Here is a 14354-nt window from a genome sequence, read left to right as displayed (position 1 = left end):
ACGCAAGCCGGAACCTGCTCGGACCTAGCGCGAGTTCGCCGCTTTCTTCAGCTGTTCGCGATCGTAGCCGTGAGCTTTCAGCGTTTCGTCATCAAAGCCAAGCAGAACGCCGCTCACATACCGGCTCGCCTCGCGCTGGCGAGCTTCGATCAGCGCTTTCACAGCGTTTCTGAAAAATCCGCGTCTGGCTGAAATCGAGGACATGACGGTCTCCTTTGCAGGGCAACAGGACTTTTCCTCCACGTTAAGAAGGTAAGCTCTGCTGACGCTTTTTGAAATCGCCGATTCTGCATGGCCTCCATGCACAAAAAGACACTGCGGCGACCAGGGATGATCGTTCCGAAAATCGATTCCGATTTTCGAAGTCATGCGCTACGGTCGCGCCATCATTCGAGGAGAGCCGACATGTTCCAGTCCTTCGATTCCGCCGGCGATCCGGCCGTTGGCAAGCCGCGCGTGGCAATGCTGCGCCAATGGTTGGCGTCGAACGGGCTGGATGGCTTCATCGTGCCCCGTGCCGACGAGCACCAGGGCGAATATGTCGCCGACCGCTCGGCACGGCTGAAATGGCTGACCGGCTTCAGCGGCTCGGCCGGTGTCGTCATTGTACTTGGCGAGCGCGCCGTCATGTTTGTCGACGGGCGCTACACGCTGCAGGTGCGCCAGGAGGTCGATCTCGACATCTTTTCGATCGAGAGCCTTGTCGACAACCCGCCGGCCAACTGGATCAAGGACAATCTCGGCAAGGGCGTGCGATTGGGCTTCGATCCGTGGCTGCATACGATCAGCGACGTCAAGGCGTTGAAAGCCTCGGCCGAGAAATCCGGCGCGACACTGGTGCCGCTCGAAGAGAATCCGATCGACGCGATCTGGCAGGACCAGCCTGGACCGCCACTGGCGCCGGTCGAGATCCACCCGATCGGCTTTGCCGGCGAACTGGCTAAGGACAAGCTGGTGCGGCTGGCAGCGGCCATCGAGAAGGATGGCGCCACCCATGCCGTGCTGACCGACCCCTCCTCGATTGCCTGGGCCTTCGACATCCGTGGCGGTGACGTACCGCACACACCGCTGGCGCTCGGCTTTGCCGTGCTGGCCGCCGACGGCTCGCATCTGCTTTTCATGGACCAGCGCAAGTTTTCGCGCACCGTTGCGGCCTACCTGACGCAGCTCGCCGAATTGCACGAACCAGGTGAATTCGGATCGGCAATCGTCACCCGGGCCAAGGGCGGCGCAAAAATCGCGCTGGACCCGGTTCTCGCGGCGGACAAGCTCAGAATGCTGGTCGAGGATAATGGCGGCACCGTCATTGCCACGGCCGATCCGGCCCGCATTCCACGCGCAACAAAGAACAAAGCTGAGATCGCCGGCGCCCGCGCCGCACATCGCCGCGACGGCGCCGCGGTCGCCAAGCTGCTGTGCTGGCTCGACCGCCAGAAGCCCGGCACGCTCGACGAAATCGCCGTTGTCACCAGGCTTGAGGAGACGCGCCGTCAGACCGGCGAAGAAACGCAGATGCCGCTGCGCGACGTATCGTTCGACACCATCTCCGGCGCCGGCCCTAACGGCGCCATCATGCACTACCGCGTCTCCCGCGCCACCAATCGCAAGCTGGGGGATGGCGAGCTGTTCCTGCTCGATTCCGGCGGGCAGTACCAGGACGGCACCACCGACATCACCCGCACCGTGCCGATCGGCGCGCCGACCGAAGAGATGCGCGAACGCTTCACGCTGGTGCTGAAAGGCATGATCGGCATCTCCATGCTGCGCTTTCCCCAGGGCACGCGCGGCTCCGAAATCGATGCGGTGGCGCGCCTGGCGCTATGGAGACACGGCTGCGATTTCGCCCATGGTACCGGGCACGGTGTCGGGTCCTATCTTGCCGTGCATGAGGGCCCGCAACGTATCGCCAAGACCGGCACCGAAAAGCTGCTAGCCGGCATGATCCTCTCCAACGAGCCCGGCTATTACAAGGAAGGTTCCTACGGCATCCGCATCGAGAACTTGATTCTGGTGACACCGGCCGAGGCAATCGAGGGCGGCGACATCGCCATGCACGGCTTCGAGACACTGACGCTGGCGCCGATCGACAAGCGGCTGGTCCGATCGGACCTTTTAACCCGCGACGAGTTGCATTGGCTTGACGAATACCATGCGCGCGTACTGGCCGAGATTGGACCGATGCTCGACGGCGAAACGCTGGCCTGGCTGGAAAAAGCAACCGCCCCTCTGCCGCACGACTTCAAGCAATAGCCGGGGCCGCAACGCCGAGTGACAGACTTTGCTCCGCAAGCAGTCCCTGCAAAGCCGTGACGTTGGGAGAATCGGCTCCCTTGCGCCAAAACAACACCGTGACGGCGTTGTCTTCGTCAGCGGGCAGTTCGTGCAGATTTAGCCAGTGGCTCTCTGGGAAACCCGAAAGCACACTTTTCGGCATCAGCGCTATGCCCATGCCAGCCACCACGCAACCAAGGATGGCATGGTATGAACCAAGCTCGATGGTTTTCTCGGCCATGAACCCTCTTCGCGCATACCATTGTTCCAGCCGCCGGCGGTGCGGGCAGCCGTGCTCGAAGGCTATCATTGTTTTGGGCATGTCCTGGCGGTCGTCGATCGAAACGCGCGATGCCGCCGAGACAATGACCAGCTGCTCGTGAAATGCGGGCAGCTTTTCGAACGGAGCGTCGGCGATCGGCTCGGCGGCGAACGCTGCATCGAGGTCGCCGGCAAGCATGGCGGTCGCGAGAACCTGCGGATTGCCGGTGCGCAACTGGATTTCCACGTCGGGATGACGTGCGTGATATTCGGCGAGCAGACTTGGAAGCCGTGCCGCGGCGGTGCTCTCCATGGCACCTAGGCGAAGCGTGCCGCGCGGGCGTGGATCGAGCATCGCCGTTCGCGCCTCCTCTGCAAGCGCCAGCAACCGATCCGCATACCCGACCAATTTGTGACCGGCGGGCGATACGTGCAGGCGCTTGCCCTCCCGGATAAACAGCTGCACGCCGAGATCCTCTTCGAGCTGCCGGATGCGTGTGGTCACGTTCGACTGCACGCGAAACAGTTTTTCCGCCGCCCTGGTGATTCCGCCCTCGCGCACCACCGTGCGGAAGATGCGCAGATCGGCCAAGTCCATACATCTCTCCTGGAGAACATAACGATCTTAATTATTCATTTTAGCTGATTATGCCTTTCCCGTAAATCGCCGGTGTAGCTGCCGATGAACACGGCAAACCTGGGGAGATGGAAATGTCGCGTGAGCCCTTCGGCATCCAGCCGACCGATCTAAGCGCATTGACACCGAAGCAGCGCGAAGCGCTCTACAGCGACGCCGTGCGTCGCGCCCACCAGGAGAGATCGGAGGCGATCCGACTGAGCCTGTCGCGGGTCGGCGCGGCAATAGTCGCTGCGGTAAAGCGCATGTGTGCTCTCGCCGCCAAGGCAAAAGTCGATCAGCCGACGACCTGCCGCGCGAGGATCAACACGGCAGCACCCGCCAGGAACATCGCCATAAGGCCGCCGCGCAGCGAGACCAGGCCGGCGACGACCAAGGCCCCCCATTCCGCCGGTCCGGCGCTCAGCGCTGCCGGCGCCACAAGCGTGGTCAGCACCGCCGCCGGCACGGCGTTCAGCCCGGCCTCAACACGCGGATGGATATGGTCGAAGCGTGAGATCACCAGATGACCGCCAATGCGTGTCAAATAGGTCGCGATCGAAGCGGCGACGATGATCCACAACGTCGTGCTCATGGTCGTGCCTCCACGCCGCTGTGGCGGGGCGGCAGGATGACGGCGAGCAGCACGCCGGCCAGCGCGCCGATGGAGACATGCCAGGGCGAGCCGACCGTCTTGTAGGCAATGATGGAGGCGGCAGCGCTTGCGACGACCACCGGCAGCCACAGCGGCCGCTTGCGGAAGCTCATGACCAGGCCGAGAAAATAGATCGGCAGCAGGAAGTCGGTGCCCAGCGCGTGGGTGTCGGGAATAAGTTTGCCGAACACCGCCCCGAGCGCGCTTTCGATGACCCAGAACACGTAGACCGGCAGCCCGAGCCCCATATACCAGGCAAAGCCGACGGTCTCGCGGGCCTCCGCCTTGCGCTCGGCCACCGCGAACTGCGGATCGGTGAGCACGAAGTAGCCTATCGCCTGCTGCGCTAGGGGCCAATGCGCGATTCGCCGGCCGATACCGGCCGAATAGAGCACATGGCGAAAATTCACGGCGAAGATCGACAGCACGATCAGCCACGGCGCGACATGCTGCCCGAACAGCTCGATGCCGACCATCTGGCTGGCGCCGCCGAAGACCGTTGCGCTCATCAAGAACGCCTCGATCACGGAAAAGCCGTTGTCGACGGCGAGCGCCCCGAACAGCAACGCAAACGGCGCCGACGCCACCACGACGGGCATGCTGAGCCGCACGCCGTCCCAGAAATCGCTTTTCGCACCGTTTTCGGAGATTGCTTCCGCCGACATCGACCGCTCCTTGGGAAGGGCCGTATGTAGAGAGGGCGGTCCAGCTTGTCACACCAATTCGCTTGAGGCAGACGATCAGCGGAAATGATAGCTGAAGCGTCGCGGCAAGCTCGCTTCCAGACTGTGGGACAAAATCAGAGGCTTGGTACCTGAGCGCATATCCGTTGGCGACGATCGGTCCTTGCCGAAGCGACGGCCATAGACCAACCTGCTGGGCCGGACAGGTGGTTCCAATGAGCGAATTTTCCATCGATCCAAAATTCGGCCGCCTGGCCTTCGGCGCCGATCCCGGCAGCTATCACGCGACGCGACCTGGGTATCCTGATTGGGTATTCGAAATTCTATGTGAGCGGTGCCGTCTCGCGCATGGCACGGCGACGTTCGAGATTGGCGCAGGTACAGGAACTGCAACGCGCCGCTTACTCGAACTGGGCGCGAGCCCGTTGCTCGCCATTGAGCCGGATTCCCGCCTCGCGACTTTCCTTTGCGAGACTATTCAGGACAAGGCGCTCTCGGTGAGCGTCTCTGCGTTTGAGGATGCCGTCCTTGAGAAGGCCGGTTTTGATCTCGGTGTCAGCGCCACTGCCTTTCATTGGCTGGATGAGGACACGGCGCTGATCAAGGTCGCAGAGCTGCTTCGGCCGGGCGGCTGGTGGGCAATGGTCTGGAATGTATTCGGCGACGACAGTCGCCCCGATCCCTTTCATCATGCGACCAAGGTGCTGCTTGACGGGCCTTCGAGCCCGTCGGCGGGCTCAAATGGTATTCCGTTCGCCCTTGATGCCGAGGCCCGCGTGGCGGCACTGGAGCGAACCGGCGCGTTTGATGCCATCGAACATCGGACAAGTGTCTGGTCGCTCGTCCTCGATCCTGACCAGACGGTCAACCTCTATGCCACTTTTTCCAATATCAACATCCGCAGTGACCGCGAAGCAATCCTGGCGGAGCTGGGTCGCATCGTCCGCGACGAGTTCCAAGGCTCCATAACCCGCAACATGACCACCAGCCTCTACACTGCGCGGCGCAGTTGACTGTCTGATTTTTCCGCTAGCGCTGCGAAGCCTTGCCTTCGATCGCCCTGCCCCAGTCGAGCAGCGGTTTTGCCCGCATGACGAAGTCGACGAGTTCGTCGACCAATCCAGCTCCGTAGATATCCGCCGGCTCGATTGCGTGCCGGACGGCGAAATGACGGTTGCGGATGGCGGCCACGAGATCGGGCTCGATAACGTGCTCGAAGCCGCGCGGCGTGCGCTTCATACAGCCGTCCGGGTCGAGCTCGAGACCATTCTTCTTCAGCGCCGCGACGAGCGTGCGGAACTCAGCGGGCCGCTTTGCGATGGCGTTGCGCAGCGCCAGCAATAGCTCCGGTCCGGGCTGCCACCAGGCAACAGCGGCAAAGCAGCGCTCGAGCCCGATGTGAATGTAAAACACGCCCTGTTCCATCTTGGTGCCGTCGGGCGAAAGGATCGCCGACAGATGCCGGTTGTAAGGCCGTTTGTCCTTGGCGAAACGCACGTCGCGATTAATCCGGAACAGCGACTTCTTGCGGTCGCCGCGCAGGCCGAGCCCCAATGCCGTGAAGCGCTCGGAGAGCGCCTCGACCAGATCGCCGAAGGGATCGCGCAGGTCCCGCTCGAAAAGATCGCGGTTTTCCAAAAACCACTCCCGGCTCTGATGAAAATCCAGTGCCTTGAGGAAGGGAATGGCCTTGTCACCAAAACCATTGAATTCAGCCGGCATCACGCGCCCTTGCCGATCCGCTCGAGCCAGGCATCCTCATCGATGACTTCGATACCGTGTTCGGCAGCCAGCTTGAGCTTGGAGCCAGCACCGGGCCCGGCGACGACGAGGTCGGTCTTCGCGGAAACTGACCCAGCGACCTTCGCGCCGAGACGTTCAGCCATCGCCTTGGCCTCGGGGCGCGTCATCTTTTCGAGCGTGCCTGTAAACACGATCGTCTTGCCGGCGACCGCACTATCGGCTGAGACGTTCACGATGTACGGCTTCGGGTGGACCTGTGTGAGCAGCGCTTCAAGCACGGCGTCGTTGCGTTCATTGCCGAAGAAATCGCGAAGAGCGCCTATCACCGTATCGCCGATGCCGTTGATCGAAGGAAAAACGGTGTGTGGATCGGCTGCCGCTGCTGTCTCCTTGCCAATGCGGATCAACTCCTCGATCGTCGAGAAGGTTCGGGCGAGCACAGCGGCCGTCGTTTCGCCGATATGACGGATGCCCAGCGCAAAGATGAAGCGATCAAGTTCCGGTTCGCGGCGAGCGTCGATGGCAGCGAAGAGCTTGTCGAGACCTTCATAGTTGCGTTCCTCGACACCGCGTACATTCTTCCGCGTTTTGCCCGATGCGGCCTCACGCTGTCTGGCCTGCTCCTCCCGCCGCTCCGCCAATGCCTTGATGACGGCGGGACGGCGATCCCGGAGAGTGAAGATATCGGCTGCTGTCTTGACCAACCCGGCATTGAAGAACAGGTCAATGTTTTCAGCGCCCAGGCCTTCGATATCCATGGCGCCGCGTGACACGAAGTGACGCAATCCTTCCACGGCCTGGGCGGGGCAGATCAGCTCGCCGGTGCAACGTCGGCGGGAATCTTCCTTGCCGGTCTTCTCGTTGATCTCGCGCGTTGCCGGCGAGCCGCAGATCGGACATTTGTGCGGGAATTCGTAGGGCACGGCATCTGGCGGACGCTTGTCGACCACAACGCTGACGATCTGCGGAATGACGTCCCCCGCCCGCTGGATGACCACCGTGTCGCCGATACGTACGTCGTTGCCGTCGCGGATCGGCTGGCCGTTGCTGTCCAGACCCTTGATGTAGTCTTCGTTGTGAAGCGTGACATTTTCGACCACGACGCCGCCGACCGTGACGGGTGCAAGCCGGGCAACGGGCGCCAGCGTGCCCGTACGGCCGACCTGGATGTCGATCCTGAGCACGGTTGTCATCGCCTGTTCGGCCGGAAATTTGTGAGCGATGGCCCAGCGTGGTTCGCCGGTGGCGAAGCCCCATCTGCGCTGCAACTCCAACTGGTCAACCTTGTAGACGACGCCGTCGATGTCGTAGCCAAGCGATGAGCGCTGGGCCTCGATAAGGTGATAGTGCGCGACCAGTTCCTCGACCGACTTTGCCCGTACCATCAGCGGACTGATCTTGAATCCCCACTCCGCGAATTTCTGCACGGAATCATACTGGGTCGGAGCAGGATCCTTTGAAGTATAGCCCCAGGCATAGGCAAAGAATTTGAGGTTGCGGCTGGCGGTAACGGACGGGTCCTTCTGACGGAGCGACCCGGCCGCCGTATTGCGCGGATTGACGTAATCCTGGCCTCCGATCGCCGCCGAGCGTTGCTTCAGCGCCTCGAATTCCGCGTAGGTCATATAGACCTCACCGCGTATTTCGATGATCTCGGGCCAGCCCGACCCCTTCAAGGTCTTGGGAATGTCGGCGATGGTCTTGAGATTGGCGGTGATGTCCTCGCCGACGACGCCGTCGCCGCGCGTTGCCCCCTGCATGAACACACCGCCTTCATACCGCAGGGAAGCCGATAGCCCGTCGATCTTCGGCTCTGCCGTGAAGGCGATGTTCAGATCCTTGTCGCGATCAAAGAATCGTCGGCCCCGTTCTATGAAGTCCGCGACGTCCTGGTCGGTATAGGCCTTGGCCAGGCTGAGCATCGGCACCGCGTGGCGCACCTTGGCAAAACCTTCCGCCGGCGGCGCGCCGACCCTGCGCGAGGGCGAGTCCTCGCGCACAAGATGCGGGAACCGCTGTTCGATGGCGAGGTTGCGCCGGGTCAGCGCGTCATATTCCGCATCCGTGATTATCGGCGCGTCCTCGCCATGGTAGCGCCGGTCGTGCTCGGCGATCTCCTGCGCCAACCGCTTCAACTCGCTTGCCGCCTCGCTGTCGCTGAGCGAATCGACTGGTTTTTCGTCCATGCACTGCTCCCTCCACGGTGGCGCGACACAATAGAACAGGATTCTCTCATCAGGGAGAGACCAGACGCCGAAAATCATTCCTGAACAGCAGGATGGCGCCATCCCCTGACTCAGGTCGCGAGCGCCGGAAACGAACTCGTCTGGAGCAATTCCAGGAAAACTGTGAAACGGTTTTCCGTCCGGAATTGCGCAAAACAAAGAGGTAGAGCGGTTCGGCGTTTCCGTGAAGGATGAACCGCTCTAGGCTGCCGCGGTGTTCTCCCGCAGCAGCCGCTCGGCCGCCGCGCGCGCCTCGTCTGTAATGGTGGCGCCGGCGAGCATGCGTGCGATCTCTTCCTGCCGTGCCGCCCGGTCCATCTCGGCGATGCCGGTCGAGACGCGGTCGGCACCGCCTGATTTGGAGATCAGGAAATGCGTCGCCGCGCGCGCCGCCACTTGCGGTGCATGCGTGACCGAAAGCACCTGCACGCGTTTTGCCAGCCGCGCCAGCCGCTGGCCGATGGCGTCGGCAACCGCGCCGCCGACGCCGGTGTCAATCTCATCAAAGACCAAAGTCGGCGCCGACCCGCGATCGGCCAGCGCGACTTTCAACGCCAGCAGGAAGCGCGAAAGCTCGCCGCCGGAAGCGACCTTCATCATTGGGCCGGGCCTGGTGCCGGGATTGGTGCGCACCCAGAACTCGACCTGGTCGATGCCTTCTTCCATGCGGCTCTCGGCATCGCTTGCGATCTCGACGATGAACTCGGCCCGTTCGAGCTTCAGCGCCGGCAGTTCGGCCATTACCGCCTTGGTCAGCCCGACGGCCGCCGCATGGCGAAGCGACGACAGCTGGGCCGCCGTAATGTCGTAGGCCTGGCGTGCCGCTGCAGCCTGTTTCTCCAGCGCATGCAGGCGCTCCTCGCCGGCGTCGAGATCGGCGAGGTCGGCAGCCATGGTGTCACGCAATTGCGCCAGGTCATCCACGGCGACGCTGTGCTTGCGCGAGGCGGCACGCAACGAAAACAGCCGCTCCTCTGCCTTCTCCAGCCGCTGCGGATCGTATTCGGTCGCGCGAAGAGCTGCTTCGACGCCCGACTGCGCCGCGTCGAGCGACAGCATCGCTTCGTCGAGCGATTTGACGACGTCCTCGAGCAGCCCGGGCGCTTCGGTCGCCTTTCGCTGCAGCCGCCTGAGCAGGCTGGCCAGTTGCGGCAAGGGCGAGGACGGGCCCGAGAGCACATCCTGCGCATCGTGGATTTCCGAGGCGATCTTTTCGGCACGCATCATCGAGGCGCGCAGTTCGGCCAGTTCGGTCTCTTCGCCCGGTTGCGGATCGAGCCTGGTCAATTCGGCGACCGCAGCACGCAGATAATCGGCCTCACGGGCGGCTGCCTCGACTTTGGCCCGGTGCCGTGAAAATTCCTGCTCGCAGGTACGCCAATGCCGCCACGCCTCGCCGGTTGCCCGAGCAGCGCCGAGATGGCCGCCGAAACTGTCGAGCAACTCGCGATGGGCGCCGGGATCGACCAAAGCGCGCTCGTCATGCTGGCCGTGGATCTCGACCAGCGCACGGCCGATGTCGCGCATCAGCGTCACGCTGGACGGCTGATCGTTGACGAATACGCGCGTGCGGCCGTCAGCCGTCTGGACGCGGCGCAGGATGATGTCGCCGTCGTCCTCGATGGCATTCTCGGCAAGCAGCATGCGAGCCGCGTGGTTGCGCGGCACGTCGAACACGGCGATGATCTGGCCTTGTGCCGCGCCATGCCGCACCAGCGAAGCGTCGCCGCGGGCGCCAAGCGCCAGCGACAACGCGTCGAGCAGGATAGATTTTCCGGCGCCGGTTTCGCCGGTAAGGACCGAAAGGCCGGACGAGAAGTCGATGTCCAGCTTCTCGATCAGAACGATATCGCGGATCGACAGTCTGGAGAGCATGGTGACGCGCCGCTCAGGCGCCGGTGATCAGCTTCCCGGCCTTGGAGATCCACGACCCGGCATTCTCGCGCGGCTCGAGCCCACCACTCTGCAGGAGCTTGTAGGAGTCCTTGTACCACTGGCTGTCGGGATAGTTGGTGCCGAGCACGGCCGCAGCGGTCTGCGCTTCCGACGTCAGCCCCATCGCATAGTAGCTCTCGGTAAGACGCGCCAGCGCTTCCTCGACATGGCGTGTGTTGGAATAGTTCTCCACGACGTTGCGGAACCGTTTGACGGCCGCGATGTATTCGCGGCGCTCGAGATAGTAGCGGCCGATCTGCATCTCCTTGCCGGCGAGCTGATCGTTGGCGAAGCGGATCTTCTCCTTGGCATCGTCGACATATTCGGAAGTCGGCCAGCGCGTCACCAGGTCCTGCATCGTCTGCGCGGTAAGACGCGCTTCCTTCTGGTCCTGGGTGACGTCCTTGATCTGGCGGTAGTAGCTCAGCCCGATAATATATTGGGCATAGGCTGCATCGTCGGTCGACGGGTAGAGGGTCAGGTAGCGCTTGGCCGAACCGATCGCCTCATCGTAATTGCCCTGACGGTAGTCGGCAAAGGCACCCATCACCATCGATTTGCGGGCGAATTCGGAATATGGATGCTGGCGGTCGACGGCATCGAACTTGCGGCTTGCCTCCTGCAGTCGCCCGGCATTCAGATTGGCGAGACCCTGATTGTAAAGCACGTCGGCCGGCTCGGTCTGATCGACATAGGTCGAAAGGTCGACGTCCTTCTCGGACGACATGCAGGCCGACAGAAACAGCGATGGAACGACCACCGAAAGCGCCAGGAAAACAGCCCGCCGCAGCGCCTTCGATTGACCAACTCGCTTGAAAAACATGTTTGGATTCCGCCCTTTCGGCGTCATTTCAGTCGACGGCAGCAGCCATAAACCATAATTGCCTTGCCCGGCAACGCTATCCCCGGCCAATCGCACATTTTTGTGGCGGTTTGGCGCCACCTGGAAAGCTGTGTAATTTGGCCGGCCAGTGATGCATCCATGCAACACAGCCTGACCGCAACGTGGGCCGTAAGACCTTAAGAATCAGATCATCCAGGGCGCATAGAGGGGTGCGTTGACGGCGCTCATCTCCGCAGTACGCCCACGCTCGCGGCGCGTCGTCTCGACGATCTCGAAAGCCGAACGGTCCGACAAGAGACGGCGCAGCGCAGCGGCGTTCAGCCTGTGGCCACCACGATAGGAGCGGAAGCAGCCGATGAACCGGGCGCCGGCGAGCGCCAGATCGCCCATCGCATCCATCGTCTTGTGGCGCGCGAACTCGTTGGGATAGCGCAGGCCTCCCATGTTGATCACGCGGTTGTCGTCGCCGATCACCAGGGAGTTTTCCAACGAGGAGCCGAGCGCATAGCCGGCCGCCCACAGCCGCTCGACGTCCTTCATGAAACCGAAAGTGCGGGCCCGCGCGACGTCACGCCGGAAAATGTCGGCGTTCATGTCGGATGCAAAAAGCTGGCGCCCGATCGCCGGGCTTTCGAAATCGATCTCGATCTCGAAGCGCGTGCCGTCATAGGGCCGGAACTCCGCCCAGCAGGCGCCGTTCTCGATACGAACCGGCTTGACCACCCTGATGTAGCGACGCTTGACCGGCAGCGTTTCGATGCCTGCCTGGTCAATGGCCTCGACGAACATCACTGCGCTACCGTCGAGGATAGGCACCTCATGGCCATCGATTTCGATGACGAGATTGTCGATCCCAAGGCCGAAAAGCGTCGCCATCAGATGCTCGACCGTGGCGATGTGCTCGCCTTGCGGATCGCCGAGCATGGTGCAGAGGTCGGTGGCACCGACCTCGGAAACGAGCGCGCGAAAGTCGTGGCTTCCGTTTGCATTCGAAAGCTGGAAGACGACACCCGTATCGGCGTCTGCCGGCAGGAAATGGACAGTGACCGGATTGCCACTGTGAACGCCGATGCCGGTCAGCGTCGCACGCGATTTAAGTGTCGTCTGATAGTCGTGCAAAACAATCCCCATAGCCCGTACTGCCTAGGTCCGCTTCATCTGCCCTGAGGGCGCGGCTCTTAATTGATCGGCAGGCAGGGCCACTTCCCCGAGACTCCCAGCAAACCGACTTTGGTCGGTGGCGAAGATAATGGTCCCGCAGAGAGACTCCAAATCACGGTTTCTTACTCGTTGTAACCGCGGCCCAGCGCGGGATTATCCCGTAAGCCTCTGTTTTAAAAGTGCTTTTAATATTAACAGGCGAACAGCTTCCTGCTCGCCTGTTAACAACTGTTACGAACCGTTAACAGATCAATTGGCCTGTCGGCGCAGGAAGGCGGGAATCTCCAACTGATCGTCTTCCTGGACAGCCCGGCTCTGCGGCGTCAGCCGGCCCTGCTCGTCCAGCTGGCCGCGGCGCGGTGCATAAAGCTGCGGATCCTGGCTGGCTAGGCGGCGCACTTCCGCCGGCGCCTGGCGCAGTTTCGGTTCGCGAGGCTGCGCCGGCTGCAGTCTTGCAGGCTCCTCTTCGCGGCGGGTCAAGCCGTTGGTCAGGCGCTTGAGCAAGCCCATCGGGCCGCTGTTCTCGTGGTCGGCGGGGCGGGCCTTGGCTTCCACTTCGGCCTTCACCTGCGGCGGGAAATCCTCGACCCGCGGCATGCGCTGGGGTGCCGCGGCAACCGGCTGCGGCATTTCACGATGCGGAGCTGGCTGCATCGCTTGCTGAACCGCCGGCTGCATCATGGGCTGCGGCTGAGCGGGAGGCGCCTGGAAGATCTTGCTCTGCGGGCGGAAGTCTTCCGCATGGGCGACCGGTGCCGGGCGGGCCTGCGCCATCGCTGCCGCATTCGCCTCGGCGAGCTGAATGGCCTCGGCGACCGGATCGGCAGCACGTGGTTCATAGATCGGTTGCTGGACAGGCGCCGGGCGCATTTCCGTGACCTGGGCCGCCGGGCGGCTGACCGGCTTCGGCGGAGCCGCGCGGATGGCGATCGGCGCGGCAGCGATTTCGGCCGCCGATTTGTCGATGCCGGTGGCGACCACCGACACGCGGATAACGCCTTCGAGTTCCTCGTCGAAGGTGGCGCCCAGAATGATGTTGGCGTCCTGATCGACCTCTTCGCGAATGCGGGTTGCGGCCTCATCGACTTCGAACAGGGTCAGGTCGCGGCCGCCGGTGATCGAGATCAGCAGGCCCTTGGCGCCCTTCATCGAGGTCTCGTCGAGCAGCGGGTTGGCGATGGCGGCTTCAGCCGCGGCCATTGCGCGGCCCTCGCCCGAAGCCTCGCCGGTTCCCATCATCGCCTTGCCCATTTCGCGCATGACCGAGCGGACGTCGGCGAAGTCGAGATTGATCAGGCCTTCCTTGACCATCAGGTCGGTAATGCAGGCAACGCCCGAATAGAGCACCTGGTCGGCCATGGCGAAGGCATCGGCGAAGGTGGTCTTGTCATTGGCCAGCCGGAACAGGTTCTGGTTGGGAATGACGATCAGGGTGTCGACGCATTTCTGTAGTTCCTCGATACCCATGTCGGCCGTCTTCATGCGGCGCTGGCCTTCGAAGTGGAACGGCTTGGTGACGACGCCGACGGTAAGGATACCCTTTTCGCGGGCAGCGCGGGCAACGACGGGAGCCGCCCCGGTGCCGGTGCCGCCGCCCATGCCGGCAGTGACGAAGCACATATGCGTGTTGGAGAGATGATCGATGATCTCGTCGATGCACTCTTCCGCCGCCGCGCGCCCGACTTCAGGCTGCGATCCGGCGCCGAGACCCTCGGTGACATGCGCGCCGAGCTGGATCAGCCGCTCGGCCTTCGACATCGTCAGTGCCTGTGCGTCGGTGTTGGCCACCACGAACTCGACGCCGCGCAAGCCGGCGGTGATCATGTTGTTGACGGCATTGCCGCCGCCGCCGCCGACACCGAACACGGTGATGCGCGGCTTGAGCTCGGTGATGTCCGGCTTCTGCAGATTGATGGTCATTGTCTTCGTCCTTTGCCTTTCCCGCCGCTTCGCCGCCGCG

At 62.8% G+C, this 14354-nt stretch carries 12 protein-coding genes; 2 read left to right on the top strand and 10 right to left on the bottom strand.

Annotated features, from left to right (window positions below; translation table 11 throughout):
- Positions 1-24 precede the first annotated feature (24 nt).
- Complete coding sequence (locus tag NKI79_RS01675) at positions 25-369, bottom strand: hypothetical protein (RefSeq protein ID WP_254818972.1); 345 nt, start codon at positions 367-369, stop codon at positions 25-27.
- A 36-nt stretch (positions 370-405) separates the two neighbouring features.
- On the opposite strand from NKI79_RS01675, the gene NKI79_RS01670 reads away from it, so the two are divergent.
- Positions 406-2250, top strand: a complete 1845-nt coding sequence (locus tag NKI79_RS01670; RefSeq protein WP_352505611.1) for an aminopeptidase P family protein — start codon at positions 406-408, stop codon at positions 2248-2250.
- Here NKI79_RS01670 and NKI79_RS01665 read toward each other — a convergent pair.
- The 3 genes from NKI79_RS01665 to NKI79_RS01655 form a co-directional block, all read right to left on the bottom strand.
- A complete protein-coding gene (locus NKI79_RS01665) occupies positions 2240-3130 on the bottom strand; it encodes a LysR family transcriptional regulator (protein ID WP_352799526.1) in 891 nt (296 codons plus the stop codon). The two genes, NKI79_RS01670 and NKI79_RS01665, sit on opposite strands and share 11 nt — an antisense overlap.
- Positions 3131-3446: 316 nt before the next feature.
- The gene (locus NKI79_RS01660; RefSeq protein WP_254818975.1) at positions 3447-3743 is read right to left on the bottom strand and encodes an AzlD family protein; all 297 of its coding nucleotides are present in this window, start codon (positions 3741-3743) and stop codon (positions 3447-3449) included.
- Positions 3740-4468: an AzlC family ABC transporter permease gene (locus NKI79_RS01655; RefSeq protein WP_352799524.1), complete on the bottom strand. Its 729-nt coding sequence runs from the start codon at positions 4466-4468 to the stop codon at positions 3740-3742. Before NKI79_RS01655 ends, NKI79_RS01660 begins: the two co-directional genes overlap by 4 nt.
- A gap of 233 nt (positions 4469-4701) precedes the next feature.
- Between NKI79_RS01655 and NKI79_RS01650 the strand changes: the two genes are divergently transcribed.
- Positions 4702-5499 (top strand): class I SAM-dependent methyltransferase, encoded by a 798-nt coding sequence (locus tag NKI79_RS01650; RefSeq protein ID WP_352799522.1) that lies wholly within the window; start codon positions 4702-4704, stop codon positions 5497-5499.
- A 16-nt stretch (positions 5500-5515) separates the two neighbouring features.
- On the opposite strand, the gene NKI79_RS01645 is transcribed toward NKI79_RS01650, so the two are convergent.
- The 6 genes from NKI79_RS01645 to ftsZ form a co-directional block, all read right to left on the bottom strand.
- The gene (locus NKI79_RS01645) at positions 5516-6208 is read right to left on the bottom strand and encodes a DUF2461 domain-containing protein (RefSeq protein ID WP_352799520.1); all 693 of its coding nucleotides are present in this window, start codon (positions 6206-6208) and stop codon (positions 5516-5518) included.
- Positions 6208-8415 (bottom strand): NAD-dependent DNA ligase LigA, encoded by a 2208-nt coding sequence (gene ligA, locus NKI79_RS01640; protein ID WP_352799518.1) that lies wholly within the window; start codon positions 8413-8415, stop codon positions 6208-6210. Before ligA ends, NKI79_RS01645 begins: the two co-directional genes overlap by 1 nt.
- A 240-nt stretch (positions 8416-8655) precedes the next feature.
- Positions 8656-10329 carry a DNA repair protein RecN gene (gene recN, locus NKI79_RS01635; protein WP_352703490.1) on the bottom strand — a complete coding sequence of 558 codons (1674 nt, stop codon included), beginning with the start codon at positions 10327-10329 and terminating at the stop codon, positions 8656-8658.
- Between the two features lie 13 nt (positions 10330-10342).
- A complete protein-coding gene (locus NKI79_RS01630) occupies positions 10343-11212 on the bottom strand; it encodes an outer membrane protein assembly factor BamD (protein ID WP_254818981.1) in 870 nt (289 codons plus the stop codon).
- A 204-nt stretch (positions 11213-11416) separates the two neighbouring features.
- Positions 11417-12364, bottom strand: coding sequence for a UDP-3-O-acyl-N-acetylglucosamine deacetylase (lpxC, locus tag NKI79_RS01625; RefSeq protein WP_352799516.1), 948 nt, complete (start codon positions 12362-12364; stop codon positions 11417-11419).
- 279 nt (positions 12365-12643) lie between these two features.
- On the bottom strand, positions 12644-14314 hold the full coding sequence (ftsZ, locus tag NKI79_RS01620; protein WP_254818983.1) for a cell division protein FtsZ: 1671 nt from the start codon (positions 14312-14314) through the stop codon (positions 12644-12646).
- Positions 14315-14354: the final 40 nt, after the last annotated feature.

Origin of the sequence: Mesorhizobium sp. M0340, from assembly GCF_040321535.1 — a bacterium.
In the GTDB taxonomy this organism is placed as follows: Bacteria; Pseudomonadota; Alphaproteobacteria; order Rhizobiales; family Rhizobiaceae; genus Mesorhizobium.
This window is presented reverse-complemented; position numbering and strand designations above follow the sequence as displayed.

Bases quoted from the DNA above. Each gene is read 5' to 3' on its own strand.
- NKI79_RS01675 (WP_254818972.1), bottom strand. From the start codon at position 369: ATGACTTCGAAAATCGGAATCGATTTTCGGAACGATCATCCCTGGTCG.
- NKI79_RS01670 (WP_352505611.1), top strand. From the start codon at position 406: ATGTTCCAGTCCTTCGATTCCGCCGGCGATCCGGCCGTTGGCAAGCCG.
- NKI79_RS01665 (WP_352799526.1), bottom strand. From the start codon at position 3,130: ATGGACTTGGCCGATCTGCGCATCTTCCGCACGGTGGTGCGCGAGGGC.
- NKI79_RS01660 (WP_254818975.1), bottom strand. From the start codon at position 3,743: ATGAGCACGACGTTGTGGATCATCGTCGCCGCTTCGATCGCGACCTAT.
- NKI79_RS01655 (WP_352799524.1), bottom strand. From the start codon at position 4,468: ATGTCGGCGGAAGCAATCTCCGAAAACGGTGCGAAAAGCGATTTCTGG.
- NKI79_RS01650 (WP_352799522.1), top strand. From the start codon at position 4,702: ATGAGCGAATTTTCCATCGATCCAAAATTCGGCCGCCTGGCCTTCGGC.
- NKI79_RS01645 (WP_352799520.1), bottom strand. From the start codon at position 6,208: ATGCCGGCTGAATTCAATGGTTTTGGTGACAAGGCCATTCCCTTCCTC.
- ligA (WP_352799518.1), bottom strand. From the start codon at position 8,415: ATGGACGAAAAACCAGTCGATTCGCTCAGCGACAGCGAGGCGGCAAGC.
- recN (WP_352703490.1), bottom strand. From the start codon at position 10,329: ATGCTCTCCAGACTGTCGATCCGCGATATCGTTCTGATCGAGAAGCTG.
- NKI79_RS01630 (WP_254818981.1), bottom strand. From the start codon at position 11,212: ATGTTTTTCAAGCGAGTTGGTCAATCGAAGGCGCTGCGGCGGGCTGTT.
- lpxC (WP_352799516.1), bottom strand. From the start codon at position 12,364: ATGGGGATTGTTTTGCACGACTATCAGACGACACTTAAATCGCGTGCG.
- ftsZ (WP_254818983.1), bottom strand. From the start codon at position 14,314: ATGACCATCAATCTGCAGAAGCCGGACATCACCGAGCTCAAGCCGCGC.